Annotated in this window: 13 protein-coding genes and 1 tRNA gene; 8 read left to right on the top strand and 6 right to left on the bottom strand. The window is 57.1% G+C overall.

Features of this window, described 5'->3' with window-relative positions:
* The 6 genes from VMU57_RS06485 to VMU57_RS06460 all read left to right on the top strand — a co-directional run.
* Positions 1-391 (top strand): hypothetical protein (locus VMU57_RS06485; RefSeq protein ID WP_325381816.1); only part of this gene is annotated, 391 nt, incomplete at its 5' end.
* Between the two features lie 851 nt (positions 392-1,242).
* Positions 1,243-1,527, top strand: a complete 285-nt coding sequence (locus tag VMU57_RS06480; protein ID WP_325381815.1) for a hypothetical protein — start codon at positions 1,243-1,245, stop codon at positions 1,525-1,527.
* Positions 1,528-2,023: 496 nt separating this feature from the next.
* The gene (locus VMU57_RS06475; protein ID WP_325381814.1) at positions 2,024-3,118 is read left to right on the top strand and encodes an enolase C-terminal domain-like protein; all 1,095 of its coding nucleotides are present in this window, start codon (positions 2,024-2,026) and stop codon (positions 3,116-3,118) included.
* Positions 3,119-3,170: 52 nt separating this feature from the next.
* Positions 3,171-4,922: a thiamine pyrophosphate-dependent enzyme gene (locus VMU57_RS06470; RefSeq protein ID WP_325381813.1), complete on the top strand. Its 1,752-nt coding sequence runs from the start codon at positions 3,171-3,173 to the stop codon at positions 4,920-4,922.
* A gap of 105 nt (positions 4,923-5,027) precedes the next feature.
* Entirely contained in the window at positions 5,028-5,885 is an 858-nt protein-coding gene (locus VMU57_RS06465) for a hypothetical protein (protein WP_325381812.1), read from the top strand.
* A complete protein-coding gene (locus tag VMU57_RS06460; protein ID WP_325381811.1) occupies positions 5,882-6,673 on the top strand; it encodes a gluconate 2-dehydrogenase subunit 3 family protein in 792 nt (263 codons plus the stop codon). Before VMU57_RS06465 ends, VMU57_RS06460 begins: the two co-directional genes overlap by 4 nt.
* On the opposite strand, the gene VMU57_RS06455 is transcribed toward VMU57_RS06460, so the two are convergent.
* Positions 6,637-7,026 carry a hypothetical protein gene (locus tag VMU57_RS06455; protein ID WP_325381818.1) on the bottom strand — a complete coding sequence of 130 codons (390 nt, stop codon included), beginning with the start codon at positions 7,024-7,026 and terminating at the stop codon, positions 6,637-6,639. The two genes, VMU57_RS06460 and VMU57_RS06455, sit on opposite strands and share 37 nt — an antisense overlap.
* On the opposite strand from VMU57_RS06455, the gene VMU57_RS06450 reads away from it, so the two are divergent.
* Entirely contained in the window at positions 6,952-8,406 is a 1,455-nt protein-coding gene (locus tag VMU57_RS06450) for a GMC family oxidoreductase (RefSeq protein ID WP_325381817.1), read from the top strand. The genes VMU57_RS06455 and VMU57_RS06450 overlap by 75 nt on opposite strands.
* Positions 8,407-8,682: 276 nt before the next feature.
* On the opposite strand, the gene VMU57_RS06445 is transcribed toward VMU57_RS06450, so the two are convergent.
* The 5 genes from VMU57_RS06445 to VMU57_RS06425 all read right to left on the bottom strand — a co-directional run bounded on the left by VMU57_RS06445 (position 8,683) and on the right by VMU57_RS06425 (position 14,873).
* Positions 8,683-8,767, bottom strand: a tRNA-Leu gene (locus VMU57_RS06445).
* 189 nt (positions 8,768-8,956) lie between these two features.
* A complete protein-coding gene (locus tag VMU57_RS06440; RefSeq protein WP_325381810.1) occupies positions 8,957-10,411 on the bottom strand; it encodes a radical SAM protein in 1,455 nt (484 codons plus the stop codon).
* Positions 10,412-10,826: 415 nt separating this feature from the next.
* The gene (locus tag VMU57_RS06435) at positions 10,827-13,262 is read right to left on the bottom strand and encodes an Orn/Lys/Arg decarboxylase N-terminal domain-containing protein (protein ID WP_325381809.1); all 2,436 of its coding nucleotides are present in this window, start codon (positions 13,260-13,262) and stop codon (positions 10,827-10,829) included.
* 98 nt (positions 13,263-13,360) lie between these two features.
* Positions 13,361-13,894 (bottom strand): sigma-70 family RNA polymerase sigma factor, encoded by a 534-nt coding sequence (locus tag VMU57_RS06430; protein WP_325381808.1) that lies wholly within the window; start codon positions 13,892-13,894, stop codon positions 13,361-13,363.
* A 256-nt stretch (positions 13,895-14,150) separates the two neighbouring features.
* Entirely contained in the window at positions 14,151-14,873 is a 723-nt protein-coding gene (locus VMU57_RS06425; RefSeq protein ID WP_325381807.1) for an HAD hydrolase-like protein, read from the bottom strand.
* A 118-nt stretch (positions 14,874-14,991) separates the two neighbouring features.
* Here VMU57_RS06425 and VMU57_RS06420 point away from each other — a divergent pair.
* A partial coding sequence (locus VMU57_RS06420) for a hypothetical protein (RefSeq protein ID WP_325381806.1) occupies positions 14,992-16,961 on the top strand: 1,970 nt, incomplete at its 3' end.

Here is a 16,961-nt window from a genome sequence, read left to right as displayed (position 1 = left end):
CACTACGCTGCCTGAGCCTTGGTTGTCGTTCCTGAGAGAACTTGATCCGATCGCCGGCGAGCCGACGAAGATTCCTTGTATTGGCGGCTTTGCTGTCACCCAGTATTACGGTTCCGTACGAACGACGGTTGACCTGGACATCATTGACGTAGCGCCGATCGCTTCGCGCAATCGACTTCTTGAAGCTGGAGGGAAGGTTAAGCCAATGGCTCTGCGTCGTGTCGCAATCGGCTCCGCCACATCAATCAGAGGCAACATGTTCGGCAAGTATAGGCGGAATACGTCAACAATCTCACTCTGCCGCGTATACGGGTCAGGAGCTGCGTCTCATCGCGCGTTACGCCGCGCCGTCTGGGACATTAAGGCTCGCCGGCCAAAGCCAGTGCTATAAGAGGGCGGGTCGGCAGGTAGGAAAATGATCCAACCCTATGCTCGCTGCCACCGGCGGACCAAAAATCCGCCGATCGCAGCGGTGCTGAACTAGCCAAACGTATCCCCGAAGTATCACCAAATTTTGAGGGGACGGTACACAAGTCCGCTGAGTTTTTCGGGGATACTTCTGGTGATACTTTGTCCTTGTAGATAGTGCCTCGCCCTGCAACGTCATGCGAAATGCAAGTACCGTGCAAGTCATTGTTATATATCCCTTTATGCAGTCAAGGTGCGCGCACTTGCAAGGCCGTGCAACTGTGGAAAAAGCTGACTCAAAATCCGAACTTGTCAGAACGTATCGCTGGTAGCCGAAGATTTTCCATCGAGCATGGCTCCGCAATCAACATCATGAGGCAGTCTCCGAAGAAAAAGACGAATTCAAAGAAAGATCCCGGACGAATGGAAGCCATCCCCTTGGCTGACGAAGCGTAGATATTCGCTCCGTGCTTTATGATGGTTGTGTTGTACTCATCACGCGGGCGTGGCGAAATGGCAGACGCAGCGGACTTAAGCGCTTGAGTGCCCACCGGGAAACCGATGGCGTAGAACTGCTCAAAGTCGGGGAAACCTTAAACGGCAATCCCGAGCCAAGCCCAGAATCACTTCTGGGACGGTGTAGAGACTAGACGGGCAGCACCTAAACCTCATACGGGGAATGGTGAAGGGATAGTCCAGACCACGAACCCACCGTTGGCGGGGCGGTGAAAGCCGAAGTGGTATGAAAATCCGCAGGCCGCAAGGCCGTGAGGGTTCAATTCCCTCCGCCCGCACCACCCCTTCCTAAGTGGGCCAGGATGGAACCATCCTGGCATGTTTGGGGCGGAACCGGCCTGCTCCGCCCCGGCGCAGCCGCGGTGTCTGGATCCCCCCGAGGACTTCGCCGCCCTTGGACCGCGCACTGCGATGGACTCCGCCGACTGGTTGCTTCCAAAAGTCTGCGACGAATTGCGCGCGGATTCCGGCATCTCCAGCTTTCGCATTGAAACATCCACAGGCAAGACCATCGCCCGTCCGCCCAAGGCTCGCACTCCTGTCTTGCGGCCTCCAGCGCCTCTGGATTGCGTGCAAGCAAGCCGATGGAAGCCCCTCGTCTAGCGAATCCGTGAGTGATGGCGCGACCTAAACCAGCAGAAGCGCTCGGATTGCAACCACCTGCGGCTGCGTCATGTTCTCCTCTGCGCCGGTCACTGATGACGGCCCTTGATTCATGAGATGCAAGAGCGTGATGCCCAAGGCTGCAACACTAACCCCGTATTCTCGCATCACACAATTCGTACGTAAAGGCGGAAAGTTGATGGCAGTTGGTGAGCAACGATGCACTACGAACTGGGCCGCACGAACACGCTCTTCTCTTAATGACTTGGTTTGCTCGAGTCCCCCATCCGTTGTATTGCAGGCAGGCCACTGGCCCGTGGCGGAGGGAGTGCCGTGGTCATGACTCAAATGTCAGAGTTTCTATTGCTCTCCCCAAGGTGAGCAAAATATAGCGGACGCGCCAGTTCATCGCAGATCGTTACCTGCCCAGCCACAACTCAGGGCAGTTTCGATCCATTGACTGGGGCGTGTGTTGTTACGAACTTTCAAGGATTTCATGTTTTCTCAAGCAAACATTTCGGCTAGCAAGGTCCGGGTATTCACCATTCCGACGGACGCACCAGAGGCTGATGGCACCTATGCATGGAACAGCAGCACTATGGTCTTGGTTACGCTTGAAAGCGGCCATCATCAAGGCTTGGGCTACACCTACGCAGACGTTGCCACCGGAAAACTGGTAGAGACTCTTCTCGAAATGGTGGTTACAGGGTGCGATGTCTTCTCGCACGGCGCGATCCTCCAGTCAATGTACCGCCATGTGCGAAACCTCGGTGAAACGGGCATCACCATGATGGCGATCGCAGCCATCGACAATGCGCTCTGGGACTTGCGTGCTCGACTGCTGAATATTCCATTGGTCAGCCTGCTCGGTATGGTGCGGGAAAGTATTCCGGTATACGGAAGTGGTGGATTCACCTCCTACAACGACGAACAACTCGAGACGCAGCTTGCGGGGTGGGTGAAGCAGGGCTGCTCCATGGTGAAGATGAAGGTGGGCACGCATCCTTCCGATGATCCCCGTCGAGTGTCAGTAGCGCGGAAGGCGATAGGTGACGACACGGAGCTCTTCGTAGATGCGAATGGGGCTTATTCCGTGACCCAGGCGCTCGAACTAGCGCTTCTATTCTCCGAACAAAATGTCCGCTGGTTTGAAGAGCCTGTCAGCTCGGACAACTTGACTGGCCTTAATCAGATTCGAAGTCGCGCACCCCATGGGATGGATATTGCGGCCGGTGAATATGGTTACACCGCGTGGTATTTCAAGCAGATGATCGATGCGCAGGCAATCACTGTCCTACAGGCAGACGCTACCCGCTGCGGAGGCATAAGCGGCTTCCTCGATGTCGCAGCGCTGTGCTGGGCTGCCAATATTCCGCTTTCTTCACACTGTGGACCGAGCATGCACCTGCATGTCTGCTGTGCCGTGCCCCGCGCAATCCACATGGAGTTTTTCCATGACCACGCTCGCATTGAGCGAATGTTTTTCGATGGCTTCTGTGAACCGGTATCCGGGGTCATGAAGCCCAATTTATCGAGGCCCGGAGCGGGGCTCGAACTGAAGACCAAAGCAGCGGAACCCTACGCAATCTGACAACACTCAGAGGTCTCAACCCATAGCAGCAACCGAACAAAGGAGCAATCTCATGGCAAAGCAAGTGTCCGATCTTATCGTTGAAAGACTCATTGAGTGGGGAGTGGACACGATCTTCGGCTTTCCAGGAGACGGCGTGGACGGCTTCTTCGAATCCCTGCGGACACATCAGGACAAACTCAAGTTCATTCAGGTGCGTCATGAAGAGGCGGCGGCCTTTGCCGCCGTGGGATATGCCAAGTACACCGGTCGCATCGGAGTCTGTTGCGCTACCTCCGGCCCTGGCGGCGTGCACCTCTTGAACGGTCTCTACGATGCCAAATGCGATTTGCAACCAGTGTTGGCGATCACTGGGCATACCTTCCACGACCTGATCGGCATGGACTACCAGCAGGATGTCGACTTGGACAAGCTCTACATGGACGTATCCGTCTTCAACGAGCGCGTCATGGGTCCAGCGCATGCGGTCAACGTCGTCGACATGGCAGTCCGTACCGCCTATGCGCGAAAGGGCGTATCCCACATCTGCATTCCCAAAGACATTCAGGAGTGGGAAGTCACCGATAAGCACCGCAGTAGCGGCAATGTCGCCCAGCACAGCGGCGATTGGAGCGTTCCGTCCACGGCGCGACCTTCCGCTGCGATGATCCAGAAGGCAGCCGACATCATCAACAAGGGATCGAAAGTAACCGTCTTTGTCGGTCGCGGTGCACTGGGCGCAAGGGAGGAAGTAGGCCAACTGGCGGAGATCGTCGGCGGCCCCGTGGTCAAGGCGCTTCTTGGAAAGGCCGTCCTGCCCGATCGTAGTCCCTACACCACCGGTGGTCTGGGTCTGCTCGGAACTGCGCCGTCGGTAGACGCTATGGAAGAGTGCGACACGCTCATCATGATCGGCACGAGCTATCCGTATATGGAGTTCCTACCTAAGCCGGGGCAGGCGAAATGCGTGCAGATCGAGATCGATGCAACACGCATCGGGCTACGGCATCCCGTCGATACGGCGCTCGTTGGTGACGCAAAGACGATTCTGGCAGCGCTCCTCCCGCTCCTGAAGAAGAAAAATAATAAATTCCTCAAGACCGCCCAGGAACGGATGAAGAACTGGAACCAGTTGATGGATGAACGTGGCACACGAAAAGATATGCCGATGAAGCCACAGGTAGTTACCCATACGTTGAACAAACTTTTGAGCGACGATGCCATCGTTTCGTCCGACAGTGGAACGATTGCGACCTGGACGGCCCGCCACGTTGATATCCGAGGAACGATGCAGTTCTCTTTGTCGGGCTCTCTTGCCACGATGGCGAATGGACTTCCGTACAGTATCGGCGCTGCGATCGCCTATCCCGGCCGCCAAGTGGTTTGCGTGGTCGGTGACGGAGGACTCACGATGCTGATGGGTGAGATCGCGACACTGGTGAAGTACAAGCTGCAGGTCACGGTCATCGTAATCAAGAACAATGTTCTCGGGCAGATCAAATGGGAGCAGATGATCTTGGAGGGCAATCCGGAATTCGGCGTCGAATTGGAGCCGATCGACTTTGCGATGGTTGCGCAGGCATGCGGCGCCCGTGGCTTCACAATAGAACGCCCTGAGGATGCTGAACGAGTTCTTCGAGAAGCTCTTGCGCATAGAGGTCCGTCCGTTGTGCAAGCAGTTGTCGATCCAAACGAACCCCCGATGCCCGGCAAAGCCACAACCGAGCAAGCGATCAAGTTCGCGAAGTCACTGCTCCGCGGCCAGAAAGATGCGATGAAAATCATCAAGACCATTGCCGAAGACAAGATTCGCGAGGTGATTTAGCCCATGTCCGAGGACTCTTCGTTATCCTTGCAGCATTCGGGCAAAGACCTGCAGATCATCGCAAATCATATCCGCGAAGGTCGGTTTCAGCGGAGTCTCGCACTCTTGACTGCAATTACGAGCGTGGTTAGCGGTTTGGAAGTAGCTTACGAGCACTATCGCGGCAGCTACAGCCGCCGTGTCATGTACACGCCGGTGATTTTAAGCGCGCTTCTGGCTACCGCTGGATTCTCCGGCTTCTTCAGCCGCCGAGCAGCACGAACGGTTTTGCGATTGGTGTCTTTCGTCACGATCATCGATGCGGCAATTGGCTTCTACTTTCACCTGCGCGGAATCAAGCGCAAGCCTGGCGGGTGGCGTCTTCCCATGACAAACATGATTATGGGGCCCCCCATCTTCGCGCCATTGCTTTTCGGAACGAGCGCCTATTTAGGGCTGATCGCTTCTTACCTTCAACGGGAGGAAGTCACGGGAAAAGCTTCGGGAACCGGGAGAGATACCTTCCTTGCTCGTTTATTCCCTTCAAGCGAAGGCCGGGAACTGCTCTCGACCGAGCAAGACGTGCGTGAAGGCAAGTTCCAGCGCCAGGTAGCCATCGTGACAGGAATCAGCGCATTGCTCAGCGGCTTCGAGGCCTACTACTCACACTACAAAAACAACTTCCGCTACTGGGCACAGTGGACTCCGGTCATAATCGCTCCGGTACTTGCGGGAACAGCATTCGCTTCGGTCAAGAGTCGAAAGATCGCCACAACCGCGCTGCCTGCACTTTCAGTAATTGCTGGAGCAGACGCTGCCGTGGGCTTTTTCTATCACGGCCGCGGCGTGCTCCGCAGACCTGGTGGGACGAAGAACCTGCTTTACAACATCATGTACGGGCCACCGATCTTCGCCCCTTTGCTGTTTGGCGCTGCGGGCATGCTCGGCGTTCTCGCCAGCATGCTTCGCCGGAGGAGCCGATGAATATAACGATTGAGCAGGCCGATCCTTCGCGGCGTCCGCGCGATGCGAAGACAGGCGAACCCTTGCAGCTTACCCGTGAGCCCGGATATTATCCGCGCTTCAGTACGCTCTCGCAGAGCCCGTTCTGGGATGAAGCCACTCGCCTCACAGTTGAGAAGCGCGTCCAGTCTTCTCCACAAATGAAGTTCTTTACGGAAGAAGAATGGAAGTTCTGGGCGACGGTTTTTGCTCATCTCATACCGCAGACAGACCGAACAGCAGATCGTCAGATCTCAATCGTTGGTCCGCTCGACCATCGGCTGTACCTCAACCAGACCGTGGGCTATCGGTATGAGTCCATGCCCCATGACCGCGATATTTATAAGACCTATGGGATTGAGGCAATTAATCAGGAATCGCAAGAGCGGTACGGCGGAGACTTTCTCCTATTGCCGCACCTTCATCAGGACCTTGTCCTGAAAGCCATTCATGATCGCAAGCCCCTCTCTGGAAAGGACATCTGGAAGAAGATGTCTATCCATCGTTTCTGGCAACTCATCATGGGCGACGCGATCGACGCGTACTACGCTCATCCATGGGCTTGGGATGAGGTCGGCTTCGGTGGGCCCGCCTATCCGCGTGCTTACACGAGGCTTGAACGCGGAGAGCCCGAACCGTGGGAGGTCGAGGAGAAGCCCTACGACTGGTTGGCGCCCGCTGCGAGCGTCTCGGACGAAGTGGAGTCTACCGCATATCACCACACAGAGTCGGATCAGAACAGCCACACTTCTAAGCCGAGGTCAAAATGAAGAAACCAATCCTCGGCGCCTTTGAAGGACCGCCCAATGAAAGACACATGCTTGGCGCGCTGCAACACATTGACTTGCCAATGCGACGCTTCCGCGAATCCGATGAGGTCGACTATGTCATCGTTGGCGTTGGCTCGGCAGGCGGAGTTCTCTTGCAGCGCCTGGCTCGCGCGGGTTTTAACGTAGTTGGGCTCGAAGCCGGCCCCTTTTGGGATACGGAGAAGGATTGGGTCAGCGATGAGGCTGGCTCTCACGACCTTTACTGGGAAGACCCACGAATTACCGGAGGAAGCGATCCCCTCGCGCTTGGGGCAAACAATTGCGGCAAGGGTGTCGGCGGCGGTTCGGTTCATTGGGCCGCTTTCACACCCCGCTTCCATCCGTCGGACTTTGAGGTCTATACCCGTGATGGCGTTGGAGCCGATTGGCCAATCAGCTACGCCGATATCAAACCGTACTACGAACAACTCGAATTGGAGATGCCTGTCGCAGGGCCGGCATATTATCCCTGGGGGCATCCGCACGGCTATGCCTACGGCCCACACCCCATGGGCGGCGTTGGGAACGCGCTCATCAAGGGATGCACGGCGCTCAACATTCCAGTGTCGATCGGAGGTCCGGTTGCTATCCTTTCCGGCTCACATGGAGATCGGCCGCACTGTATCTATCGAGGCTTTTGCATCCAGGGATGCAAAGTAGGAGCGAAGGCGAGCACCTTGATCACACATGTTCCCGACGCTCTCAAGAAGGGGGCGGAGATCAGGGAAAGATGTATGGTGTCGCGTGTCGAACTCGGTAAACAAGGCAGAGTCACCGGCGTCCACTACTTCGATTTGGCAGGCGATCTACACTTTCAAAAGGCCAAAGCCGTCATCATCTCCGGGTATGCAATCGAAACGCCGCGCCTCCTTTTGAACTCCTCCTGTCCAGGCTTTGAGCGCGGCCTCGCGAACTCTAGCGACACTCTGGGACGATATCTCATGGCCCAGGCCGGCAATGTCGTGATGGGACGCTTCGATCGGCCGGTCAGACAATACAAAGCACCCCCTGCACACGCTTTAACGGAAGAATTTTATGAAACCGATCCGAAGAACGATTTCGCACGAGGCTTCGCGATCCAGACTGTCGGACCATTGCCAATCGCCTTCGGCAAGCAGATTCTCGCTGCTAAAAGCGCATGGGGCTGGGGCTTGCGGCGTGAAATGATGGATTACAACCATTGGGCCGCGTTTGGTTTGTTGGGAGAAATCCTGCCCTGGCCGGACAATCGCGTTACGCTTGCCGACGAAAAAGATGGTCACGGTCTTCCCATCGCGCACGTCAGCTTTGACCTGCATGACAATGACAAGAAGCTGATCAAGGCCGCCAAAGAAAAGACCATGGAGGTCATGGAAGCGGCGGGGGCGATCGAAGTGGTTCAGGAAGCCCGCTACGCACACTTGGTTGGGGCTTGCCGTATGGGATCGGATCCGCGAAAGTCTGTTGTCGATAAATTTGGCCGCAGCCACGACATTCCAAACCTATTTGTTTGCGATGGCAGTATTCTGCCAACGCAGGGTTCCGCCAATCCGGGCCTCACAATCCAGGCACTTGCCGCTCGCACGGCCGATTACCTCGTTTCGCAAGGCCAAGCGATCTTCAATTCTAACGAGAGAAATCTGTCCTCGCCCACGATCCGTCGCGACCTGGCCCCTCCTGAAACCTGGGGCAAAGGGGTTCCACGTATCAAGTAGCGCATGGCCGCATCAAGAAAGAAGACGTGATTCATGGCGTGGGTCCGGTCACGACCGTTGTGGATTTTGGAGGCCAAAATATCCTCTTCCAGGATGTCGAGCGCCACATCCGTTTCTTCCGGTTTGAAAATGAGCGGTGGCGCATCCCGAGAACTCGTCCAGACATTCGGGTTTGGGGGCAGTTTCCACGAGATGGTTACAAAAATAGTTACAGTGACGAAAAAGAAGGCCAGCCGCTTTGGGCTGGCCTTCTCGTATCTTATTGATTCTTTGGATTGGTGCGGAGGAGGGGACTTGAACCCCTATGCCTTGCGGCGCTAGCACCTCAAGCTAGTGCGTCTGCCAATTTCGCCACCTCCGCATTGTTTCTCTTACGTTGGTACGCGAGAGGTGCGGTGAGCAATCCGAGACTTAGTATAGCATCCCCATTCGGGTTAGGCAGATGGAGCAAACGCACAGAATTAGGTGCGTTGTTTCGGAGACGAACGACGAAGGTGGTTGAAGCCCGTGTCCCGAACGCGGGACATGGGACACCAGGATTCGGGAACGGCTATGGGAGAACGGCGAACGGTCCTGGCTGGCTTGGATGCTCGCCGTTCAGGAATGCGGGACGCGGGCTGTTGGTCAAAAAATCCAGCTCCCAGATGGGCGACTGCAGCTCGGGCATCGGTTTCGCCTGAAAGAGTTTCCTGCACTGTCCGGCTGTCCAGCGTGCCCACTTCTTTGACTTCTTGCGGCGGGCGCTGTCGCTGGAGATTCCTGTGCCCGCGTACATCTGGCGGTAGAGCTTGGAGAGGAACATGAAGGCGACTCGCGATTTTAGGCTTGGCGTGCAGGCAGACCTCTCCCAGATGGCGCTCCAATTGTAGAAGCGGTCCCAGACCTTCTGCGTACGCTCGCGGATCTCGTCGGAGCCCATCGACGGGTGCGGCGTGAACATCTTTGGGCGAACGGCGATCGGGATGAGCCAGTAGCGCGTGATGGGCACATCGCCGACCATGGTCGGATGCTCCGCCTGTTCTTTCTCCCAGCGGAGGAAGTCCACGGTGCCGGGAAATGGCGTCATCATGACGAACTGGGCAAACGTTACACCAGCCTTCAATGCCATCTCCACGGTGGCGTCGAAGGTGGCGGGCTTGTCGGTTGGCAGGCCGAAGATGAAGGAGCCGAGCACATGCACGCCGTGCTGTTTGAATGTCTGGAGCTGCTTCGCAAGTGCTTCGCCCGAGTAGTTGAAGTCCTTGAAGACGGCCTTGAGGCCCTCCGGCGTCACTGCTTCGACGCCGACGAGCGCGCCCTTGATATTGGCCTTGCGCATGGCGTCGAGATATTCGCCGTCCTCGCCTGCCTCCATCGTGATCTGGGTGAAGAAGACCATGTCCTTGGGCAGCTTGGCGAGCTCTTCCATCAAGCGGAAACGCTCTGCGCGGATGTTTGTAAGTTCTTCGAGCCGAGCGAGGTTATTCTGCTCGCGGGCCAGCCGCAGGTCGGTCAGTGTGACGGGATAGAAGTTGTCGTCGGCGAGCGCGATGAAGCGGAAGCCGATGCGGCGCAGAGCGACGATCTCGTCGATCACTTTTTGAAACTGGCGCTGCCGCGGTTTTTGTCCGTCGGTGCGCCAGACGCTGCAGAAGGAGCAGTGTTTAGGGCAGCCGCGAGTGGTCTGGACCGAGGCCCACATGTATTTATCGCGCGGCATCAGGTCCCATCGCGCGGGAATAAACTCGCTACCTTCTAGACGTCCGCCGTCGTAGATTTTTCCGGGCTTGCCAGCGAGGCAATCCGTGACGACCTTGGCCCAGACGAGATCTCCATCGCCCTTGACGACACAGTGGGCCTCGCCGAGCTCGAAGGACTCTTCGGGAAAAAGCGTCGCGTGAATGCCGCCGTAGATGACCCAGGCTCCGCGCGCGCGTGCCATGCGTCCGACCTCATATCCGCGCAGGGCATTGCCGGTGTGTACGCTGATGCCGACGATGTCGCCGGGCGAGATCGTCTCGGGCACAATCTGCTCGAGGGACTCATCGACGAGGATGGGGTCTCCGGCGATGGTGGGGGTTGCCGCCGCTAGAACGAAGAGCCATCTGGGAGTGATAACCGCTGTTCCGAAAGAATTGTCGCTGGGATTGATAAGGTGAACGCGAATGGGTAGGGCCTTTCCTCGTGCGAGTACTGTGGCTTCCCGATCAGTTCGTGCAGACCAGGCCGCTTTGATTTACCAGGCTGTCGAAACTCAGCTTGGTTGGCGGACCGTAACGTATGCGGCTCGTCGTCTAGGCGCATTATAAGGAACCGCAGCCATGAATGTCTCCCCCGAGTAGTTAAAAGGTAATGACAGACTGGCCCGCGGGTCATTCTACGCGCTGTAGAAACGCGTGATGTCGTCCTCGCCCGTTAAGATCCAGAGGCGTGAACTTTCTCTATCGCTCCGCTAACGGATTGAGATTGCCGATTGGTGGCTCAATTACCGGCTTTGGCTTGCGCGGCTTTTTGATCGGAGGAGCGGAGCTGGGCGGGCGGTGTTTGCCATTGCCGTTGCGCCGCTTACTGGTGGACTCGACGACGCTGCGCATCCAGTAGTTGCCTTCGGAGTCGACCTCGACGCCGTGGACCTCGCGCTCGAAGCCGGGGAAGCGCTTGCCGAACTCCTCCATGGCGAGGATGAGGCGGATGACCGGGCTATCGGCTCCGCCGAAGCGCTCGCCGGGCATGGACATGGGGATGCCGGGAGGGTAGGGAACCAGCATGACGGCAGCGATGCGACCGGGCATGTCGGCGAAGCGGATCTTCTCCGTCTCGTTGCGCAGGAGCTTTTGATAGGTCTGCGCAGGGGTGAGGACGGGATCGAAGTCTTCGTCGCAGGCTTCGCCGACGAGGTTGGCGAGGCGGAGCTGCATCATGACGGAATGCATCTCGTCGCTTAGCTCTTTGAGCGTGGTGTTGCGATAGCGGTTGGGATATTTGGCGACGAGCTCGGGCAGCGCTTCTTCGAGAGGAGCTTCGCTGTCGTAGAGGCGCTTGAACTCGAAGAGGTTTTCGAGCAGGCTGCCCCACTTGCCCTTGGAGGTGCCGACGGAGAAGAGGACGAGGACGGTGTAGTCGCCGGTGCGGGCGATTTCGACGCGGCGGCTGTCGAGGAATTCGGTGAGGATGGCAGCGGGGATGCCCGACTCTGCCACCTTGCCCTGGGCGTTGACGCCGGGCATGAGGATAGTGACCTTGGTGGGGTCCAACATACAATATTCGTCGGCGATGTCGTCGCTCTGGAATCCGTGCCAGTCTTCGCCGGGCTTGAGCGTCCAGCAGTGCGGGTTGGTGGCGAGCAGTTCGTCGGGAGCCTCTTCAAAGACGTGGGTGACGCCGGTGACGGAGTCGGTGACCTGCTCGGGCTGGAAGAGACGGAAGAACCAGCCGCCTTCCTCGTCAGCGGCGCGGAGGCGATGCGCGACCGAGGACATCGCCTTGCGGAAGGTGATGGCATCCTGAATGGTCTCGTCCATCAGCGTGGGCCCGGCGGGCTCGTCCATCATGGCGGCGGCTACGTCGAGACTCGCGATGAGTGGATAGAACGGAGATGTCGTCCCGTGCATCATGAAGGACTCGTTGAACTGGTCGAAGTCGAGCGGAGCGCGGGGGCTGAGCTTGATGTGGACCATCGAGCCCATGGAGAAGGCTGCGAGCATCTTGTGGGTCGACTGCACGGAGAAGAGGGTTGGGCGATCGGGCATGTCGTCGGGGACGCCCATGGCGAAACGGCCGCGGTAGATCTCGTGGAACTTGGCGTAGGCGTACCAGGCTTCGTCGAAGTGAACGCGAGGGACAGACTTCGAGAGCTCGGTGACGACTCTGTTGACGTCGTAGCAGAGTCCGTCATAGGTGGAGTTGGTGACGACGGCGTAGGTCGGATTCTGATTGGGCACGCCGCTACAGAGCGGGCTCTTATCGATGAGGCCGCGGATGAACTCCGGGCTGAAACGCTTGATGGGGACAAGGCCGATCATGCCGTAGCCGTTGCGCGTGGGCTTCATATAGACAGGCCGCGCGCCGGTGACAGTGAGGGAGTGACAGATGGACTTGTGACAGTTGGCGTCGGCGAGGACGATGTCGTCCTGCGCGATCACTCCATGACCCACAATCTGGTTTGAGGTCGACGACCCGCCGAGGACGTAGAAGGTCCAGTCAGCGCCGAAGATGCGGGCGGCGTTGCGCTCGGACTCGCCCGGAGGTCCGATGTGATCGAGCCACGAGCCAAGTTGCGAAGTGGAGATGCCGAGGTCGGAGCGCATGATGTTTTCGCCGAAGAAGCGCTGGAACTCCATGCCGACGGGATGCTTGAGGAAGGCTACGCCGCCCATGTGGCCGGGTGCGTCCCAGGAGTAGGCACCCTGATCGTTGTACTTCTTTAGTTCGCGGAAGTATGGCGGAAGAAGTTGTTCGTGGTAACGCTCGACGGCGAAGTCGACGCGGTTGGCGATGAAGGCTGGGGTGTCGCCAAAGAGGTGGATATACTCGTGCACCTGCTTGACGACTTCGAGGGGAAGCTCGCTGACCAGGGTTCGGTCGGCGATGAGGAAGATAGGTATCTTCTTGTTGCGATGACGAACGGCACGGAGGATCTTTAGGGCTGCGCGCTCGTCGAACTGGTTGTCGCCTTCGAGGTCCCAGTCGAGCAGGATGGCGCTGTGGGATGGGTCCGAGGTGACGAGCGACAGGCCGTCCTCGGGCGTCGAGGTGCGGACGACCTCGTAGCCCTCTCGCTTGATGGCATCGACTAAACGTTCCATGGCCCGGTCGGAGACGGAATCGGTGCCACCCACTTCACTCGCAATCAATAAAACCCAACGGCCTTCGTTCATACACCTCTCACTTCACATTCAATGTTACAGGGAGTTTCCGGTGGATATTTATGAGGGGTGAATGTGTGGGATTTTACGAGAAAGATTGACCGGAGGGTTCAGGGGCAGGTGCAGTCGATGCAACCATGCTTGGCACAGGTGCGACAGGTTAGAATAAGCTGCTTTTTGAGGGCTTGCCGGGCGCGATGAGCACGGACGGAGGCGTTCGCCGGGGTGATTCCCGATTTCTTGGCGAACGCGTCGATGGAGTTTTCGGCAAGATCGACGTCGCGAATGATCTCGCTGTAGGCGGGCTTGAGCGTTGAGAGGACGTTGTCGATGCATTGACAGACGATTTGCTGGATTGACATGTCAGGCTGCGTCTCGGTGATGAGGCCTTTGGCCCATTGTTCGAGAGCGCGGTCTTCGGCGGCGCGATGGCGGTAGTGATCGATGACGGCATTGCGCAGGATGCGATAGAACCAGGCCACAGCGGACTCGTCTTTGTGGAGGGTAGAGGCTTTTTCCATCGCGCGGATGTATGCAGCCTGAATAATGTCCTCGGCGATGGCGTGCGAGCTGACACGATTTTCGACGAAGCGAAGAAACTGCTTTCTCTGGTCGATGAGGCCGGCGATAGCTTTAGTTTGCATGAATGGATGAGCCCTTCAAAAAGCGGCATGGAGTTGCCTCCACGCCGCATGATGATTTGAGTTAATGAGATGACGGGCAGGCGCAGCCAGGTCCGCAGGGACAATCCACTCCACAAGGGCATAGAGCGACAGTCATTTTCATATTTCTATAGATAGTCATTTTCGTTCTCCTTTGGCCGGATTGTTATATCCGACACTGTAGCTGACGGATGAGGCCGGCAAACCTTACAGTTTCAGGGAGGAGGAGGAACTTGAGCTAAAAGTGGCGAGTCAGGTCTGCAAAGTGGGCCAGTTCCAGGAGGTGCCGTCCGGCGGGTGGATGGTCGATATTCTCATGCTCGAGCGCCCAGGTGAAGTCGTGAGGGATGAAGATGGCGTTGAGTCCTGCGGCGAAGGCGGGATTGATATCGGATTTGGGACTGTTGCCGATCATCCACGTCGTGTTGGCTTCACAGCCATGATGCGCGGAGAGGCTGCGGTAAGCCGCGTTATGTTTTTCGGGCAGCACCTCGACGGCGCTGAAGTGCGGAGCCAGACCGGAGCGGCGAAGTTTGTCGGTCTGTTCGGCGTGGTCTCCCTTGGTAACGAGGATGAGACGGTGGCGCGTGGCGAGTTCGGTGAGGGTCTCGGAGACGTGGGGAAGAAGCTCGATCTCCTGGTTGGCGATCGATTGGGCGAAGCTGACGATGCGGTCGTGTTTGTCGGGCGTAATGGGGCGATCGGTAAGCTGCTCGAAACAGGTGACGAGAGATTGACGAAAGCTGGTTAATCCATAGCCACGAGAGGCGATGGTGGCCCGTTCAACGCAGTTGAGCCGCTCGCGGACCTGCTCGGCGTTATAGACGCGATGATCGAGATAGGAGATGAAAGAGGCGATGGCCCGCTCAAAGTAGATGTTGTTCTCCCAAAGCGTGTCGTCTGCGTCGATGAGCAGGGTTTGATTCGCGGGGTGGCGGACGGGATGGGCTTTTCGGACCATAGGGGCTGATTATAAAGCTGATCTTGCTGCGAAACGAGAAGATTAGAAAGAGAGGAGAGAGAACTGCGAATGCAGCCTGACGGCAGTCAAAATAGAATGGCTGATGAGGAGCCTCTTCATGAAACTGGCGAAATATATATGTGTATTGGCAGCTACGATCTTGAGCTGCGGCGCGATGGCGCAGACGCAGGACGCAGCCAGGGAGGCGCCGGCACAGAGCGAGGTCTTCCACAATTCTTCCAGCATTTATCAGACCCATAGTGTCTCGATTGCTCAACGATTTACCTTCGATCGGTTCGATCCCCACCACCTGATCGGGCACAATAATCTCTACGAATTCAAGACGCCGGGCTACAGTTGGGGCAACGCCGGCGGCTGGAGCGTGCAGTTGGGAACTTCAGCAAACGGAACGTTTAACACTCGCGGAATAGGACAGATGGATGCTTCTAGTTCCGTGAAGCACGCTACAGGCGACTTCGCTGCCCAGTACATCTATGCCTACACCGACGGGGGAGCGACCGCTCAGTCTGACGAAGGGTTTACCCTGGATACCCGCGAAGGCGGCGAAACCAGCCAGTGGTTCCACGGAACAGTGGCTGCGGGCGCGGTGCCGGGAACTACGCTCTTGCCCGTAACCTATGTTGCCGGTCCGCAATCGCAGCAGGCGACCACCGATGGCGCTTACATGCTGGATATCAGCAAGGGAAAGATCTCTGGCATCGTGACAGGGGAGGAGACGCTGGTTGAAGGAACTTCTGTGCATGTTATGCCTGTCTCGGCGAGGCTGCCGGTATCGACCGGGATTGGGATTGTGGATACGCCGATTCCACGGATCAAGATCGAAGATGTCCCCGAGACGATCACCCTCACGAACGTACGTCTTGTTCGCGGCTCCTTTGTCACTGGTAAAGCGTGCCTCGCCGGAGGGTGGTACCCAGAGCAGGTTCTAGTCACAAATGTAGGGCAAGCCGCTAATGGGCGGCAGGATGTGACAATCACCCACAAAAATCCCAATGGCACGGACGTTAAAAATCCTACATCACTATGGCAGGGTGGACTATGTGGACAGTATCTGAGTCTTGACCGTAATGTGGCGCGCGATGGTTTTCCGACGAGCTATGAAGTGGTAGGCGCCACGGACGCAAGTCATCTGGCTTATGTCTGGAATGTTAAGGGAGGAACCAAGACAAATGTGTTGAGAGTGTACCAGCCTCCCATCGCGCTTAAAAACCTTTCTAGAAGGAATGGCGTAGTCACCGCAAGCTTTAGCAATGGCGGACCCTATATTTTCAACCATGCGGCGTCTGTCGTGATCGCAGGAGCAAGCGATTCTTCTTTTAATGGAACCGTTCACCTGCCTAGCTATGATGACGACGTTAACCATCAACTGCAGTGGTCGCAACCAGGGCCGGACGCAACCAGTCAGGCTGCCACAATCGATCTCCCGGCTTCTTACTATGGCTTTCACCTTTATCCAGGCGCGGAGGTGGTGGCCCCGGAGGTCGCAGGCGGTGTTCCCTTGGAGCCAAATTCGGTGGACTGGGCTCCCGGCGATGTGATTGAGAACCCGCACAATCCTACGTTTTACATGGGTGGAAGAATGACAGGCCTGGTTCAACACACGTTGCCGAGTGGTTCCAACTCCAATGGGCAAATATGGGGGTTCAGTGGCTCTGGAATAAGCGCGAACTATTTTCCTTCATTGTGGATAAACGGTAATCCATGTTCGCTCTACATCGGCTGCGGGGGAACTTTAGAGCCTATTCGATGGAACAGCTATGGAGGACCGTACCATGAACTCATTAATATGCGGACGGCTCCGCTGAATTATGGCACGCTGATTACCATTGGATGTGACCCCAGAGGATGCGATCACAAGCCCCCGTATCAATTGTTTGAATTGCAGAATGGCACGATGCGCTACGATCCCGCTGATGGCACCTTTACGGTGCCGAAGATGTCCGCCAACCTGTTTACAGGCCCCTTGGATGGCCCACTCACCACTACAAAGATCGACCTTGAAGATCCCAGATCGCCCGGTCAATCGCTAACAATCACCAACTCGCGTGGCCAGATTGTGGTTAGCTC

The sequence above is a fragment of the Edaphobacter sp. genome (assembly GCF_035532915.1).
Classification (GTDB): domain Bacteria; phylum Acidobacteriota; class Terriglobia; order Terriglobales; family Acidobacteriaceae; genus Edaphobacter.
Note: the sequence above shows the minus strand (reverse complement) of the source record. Positions and strands in the feature narration are given on the sequence as shown.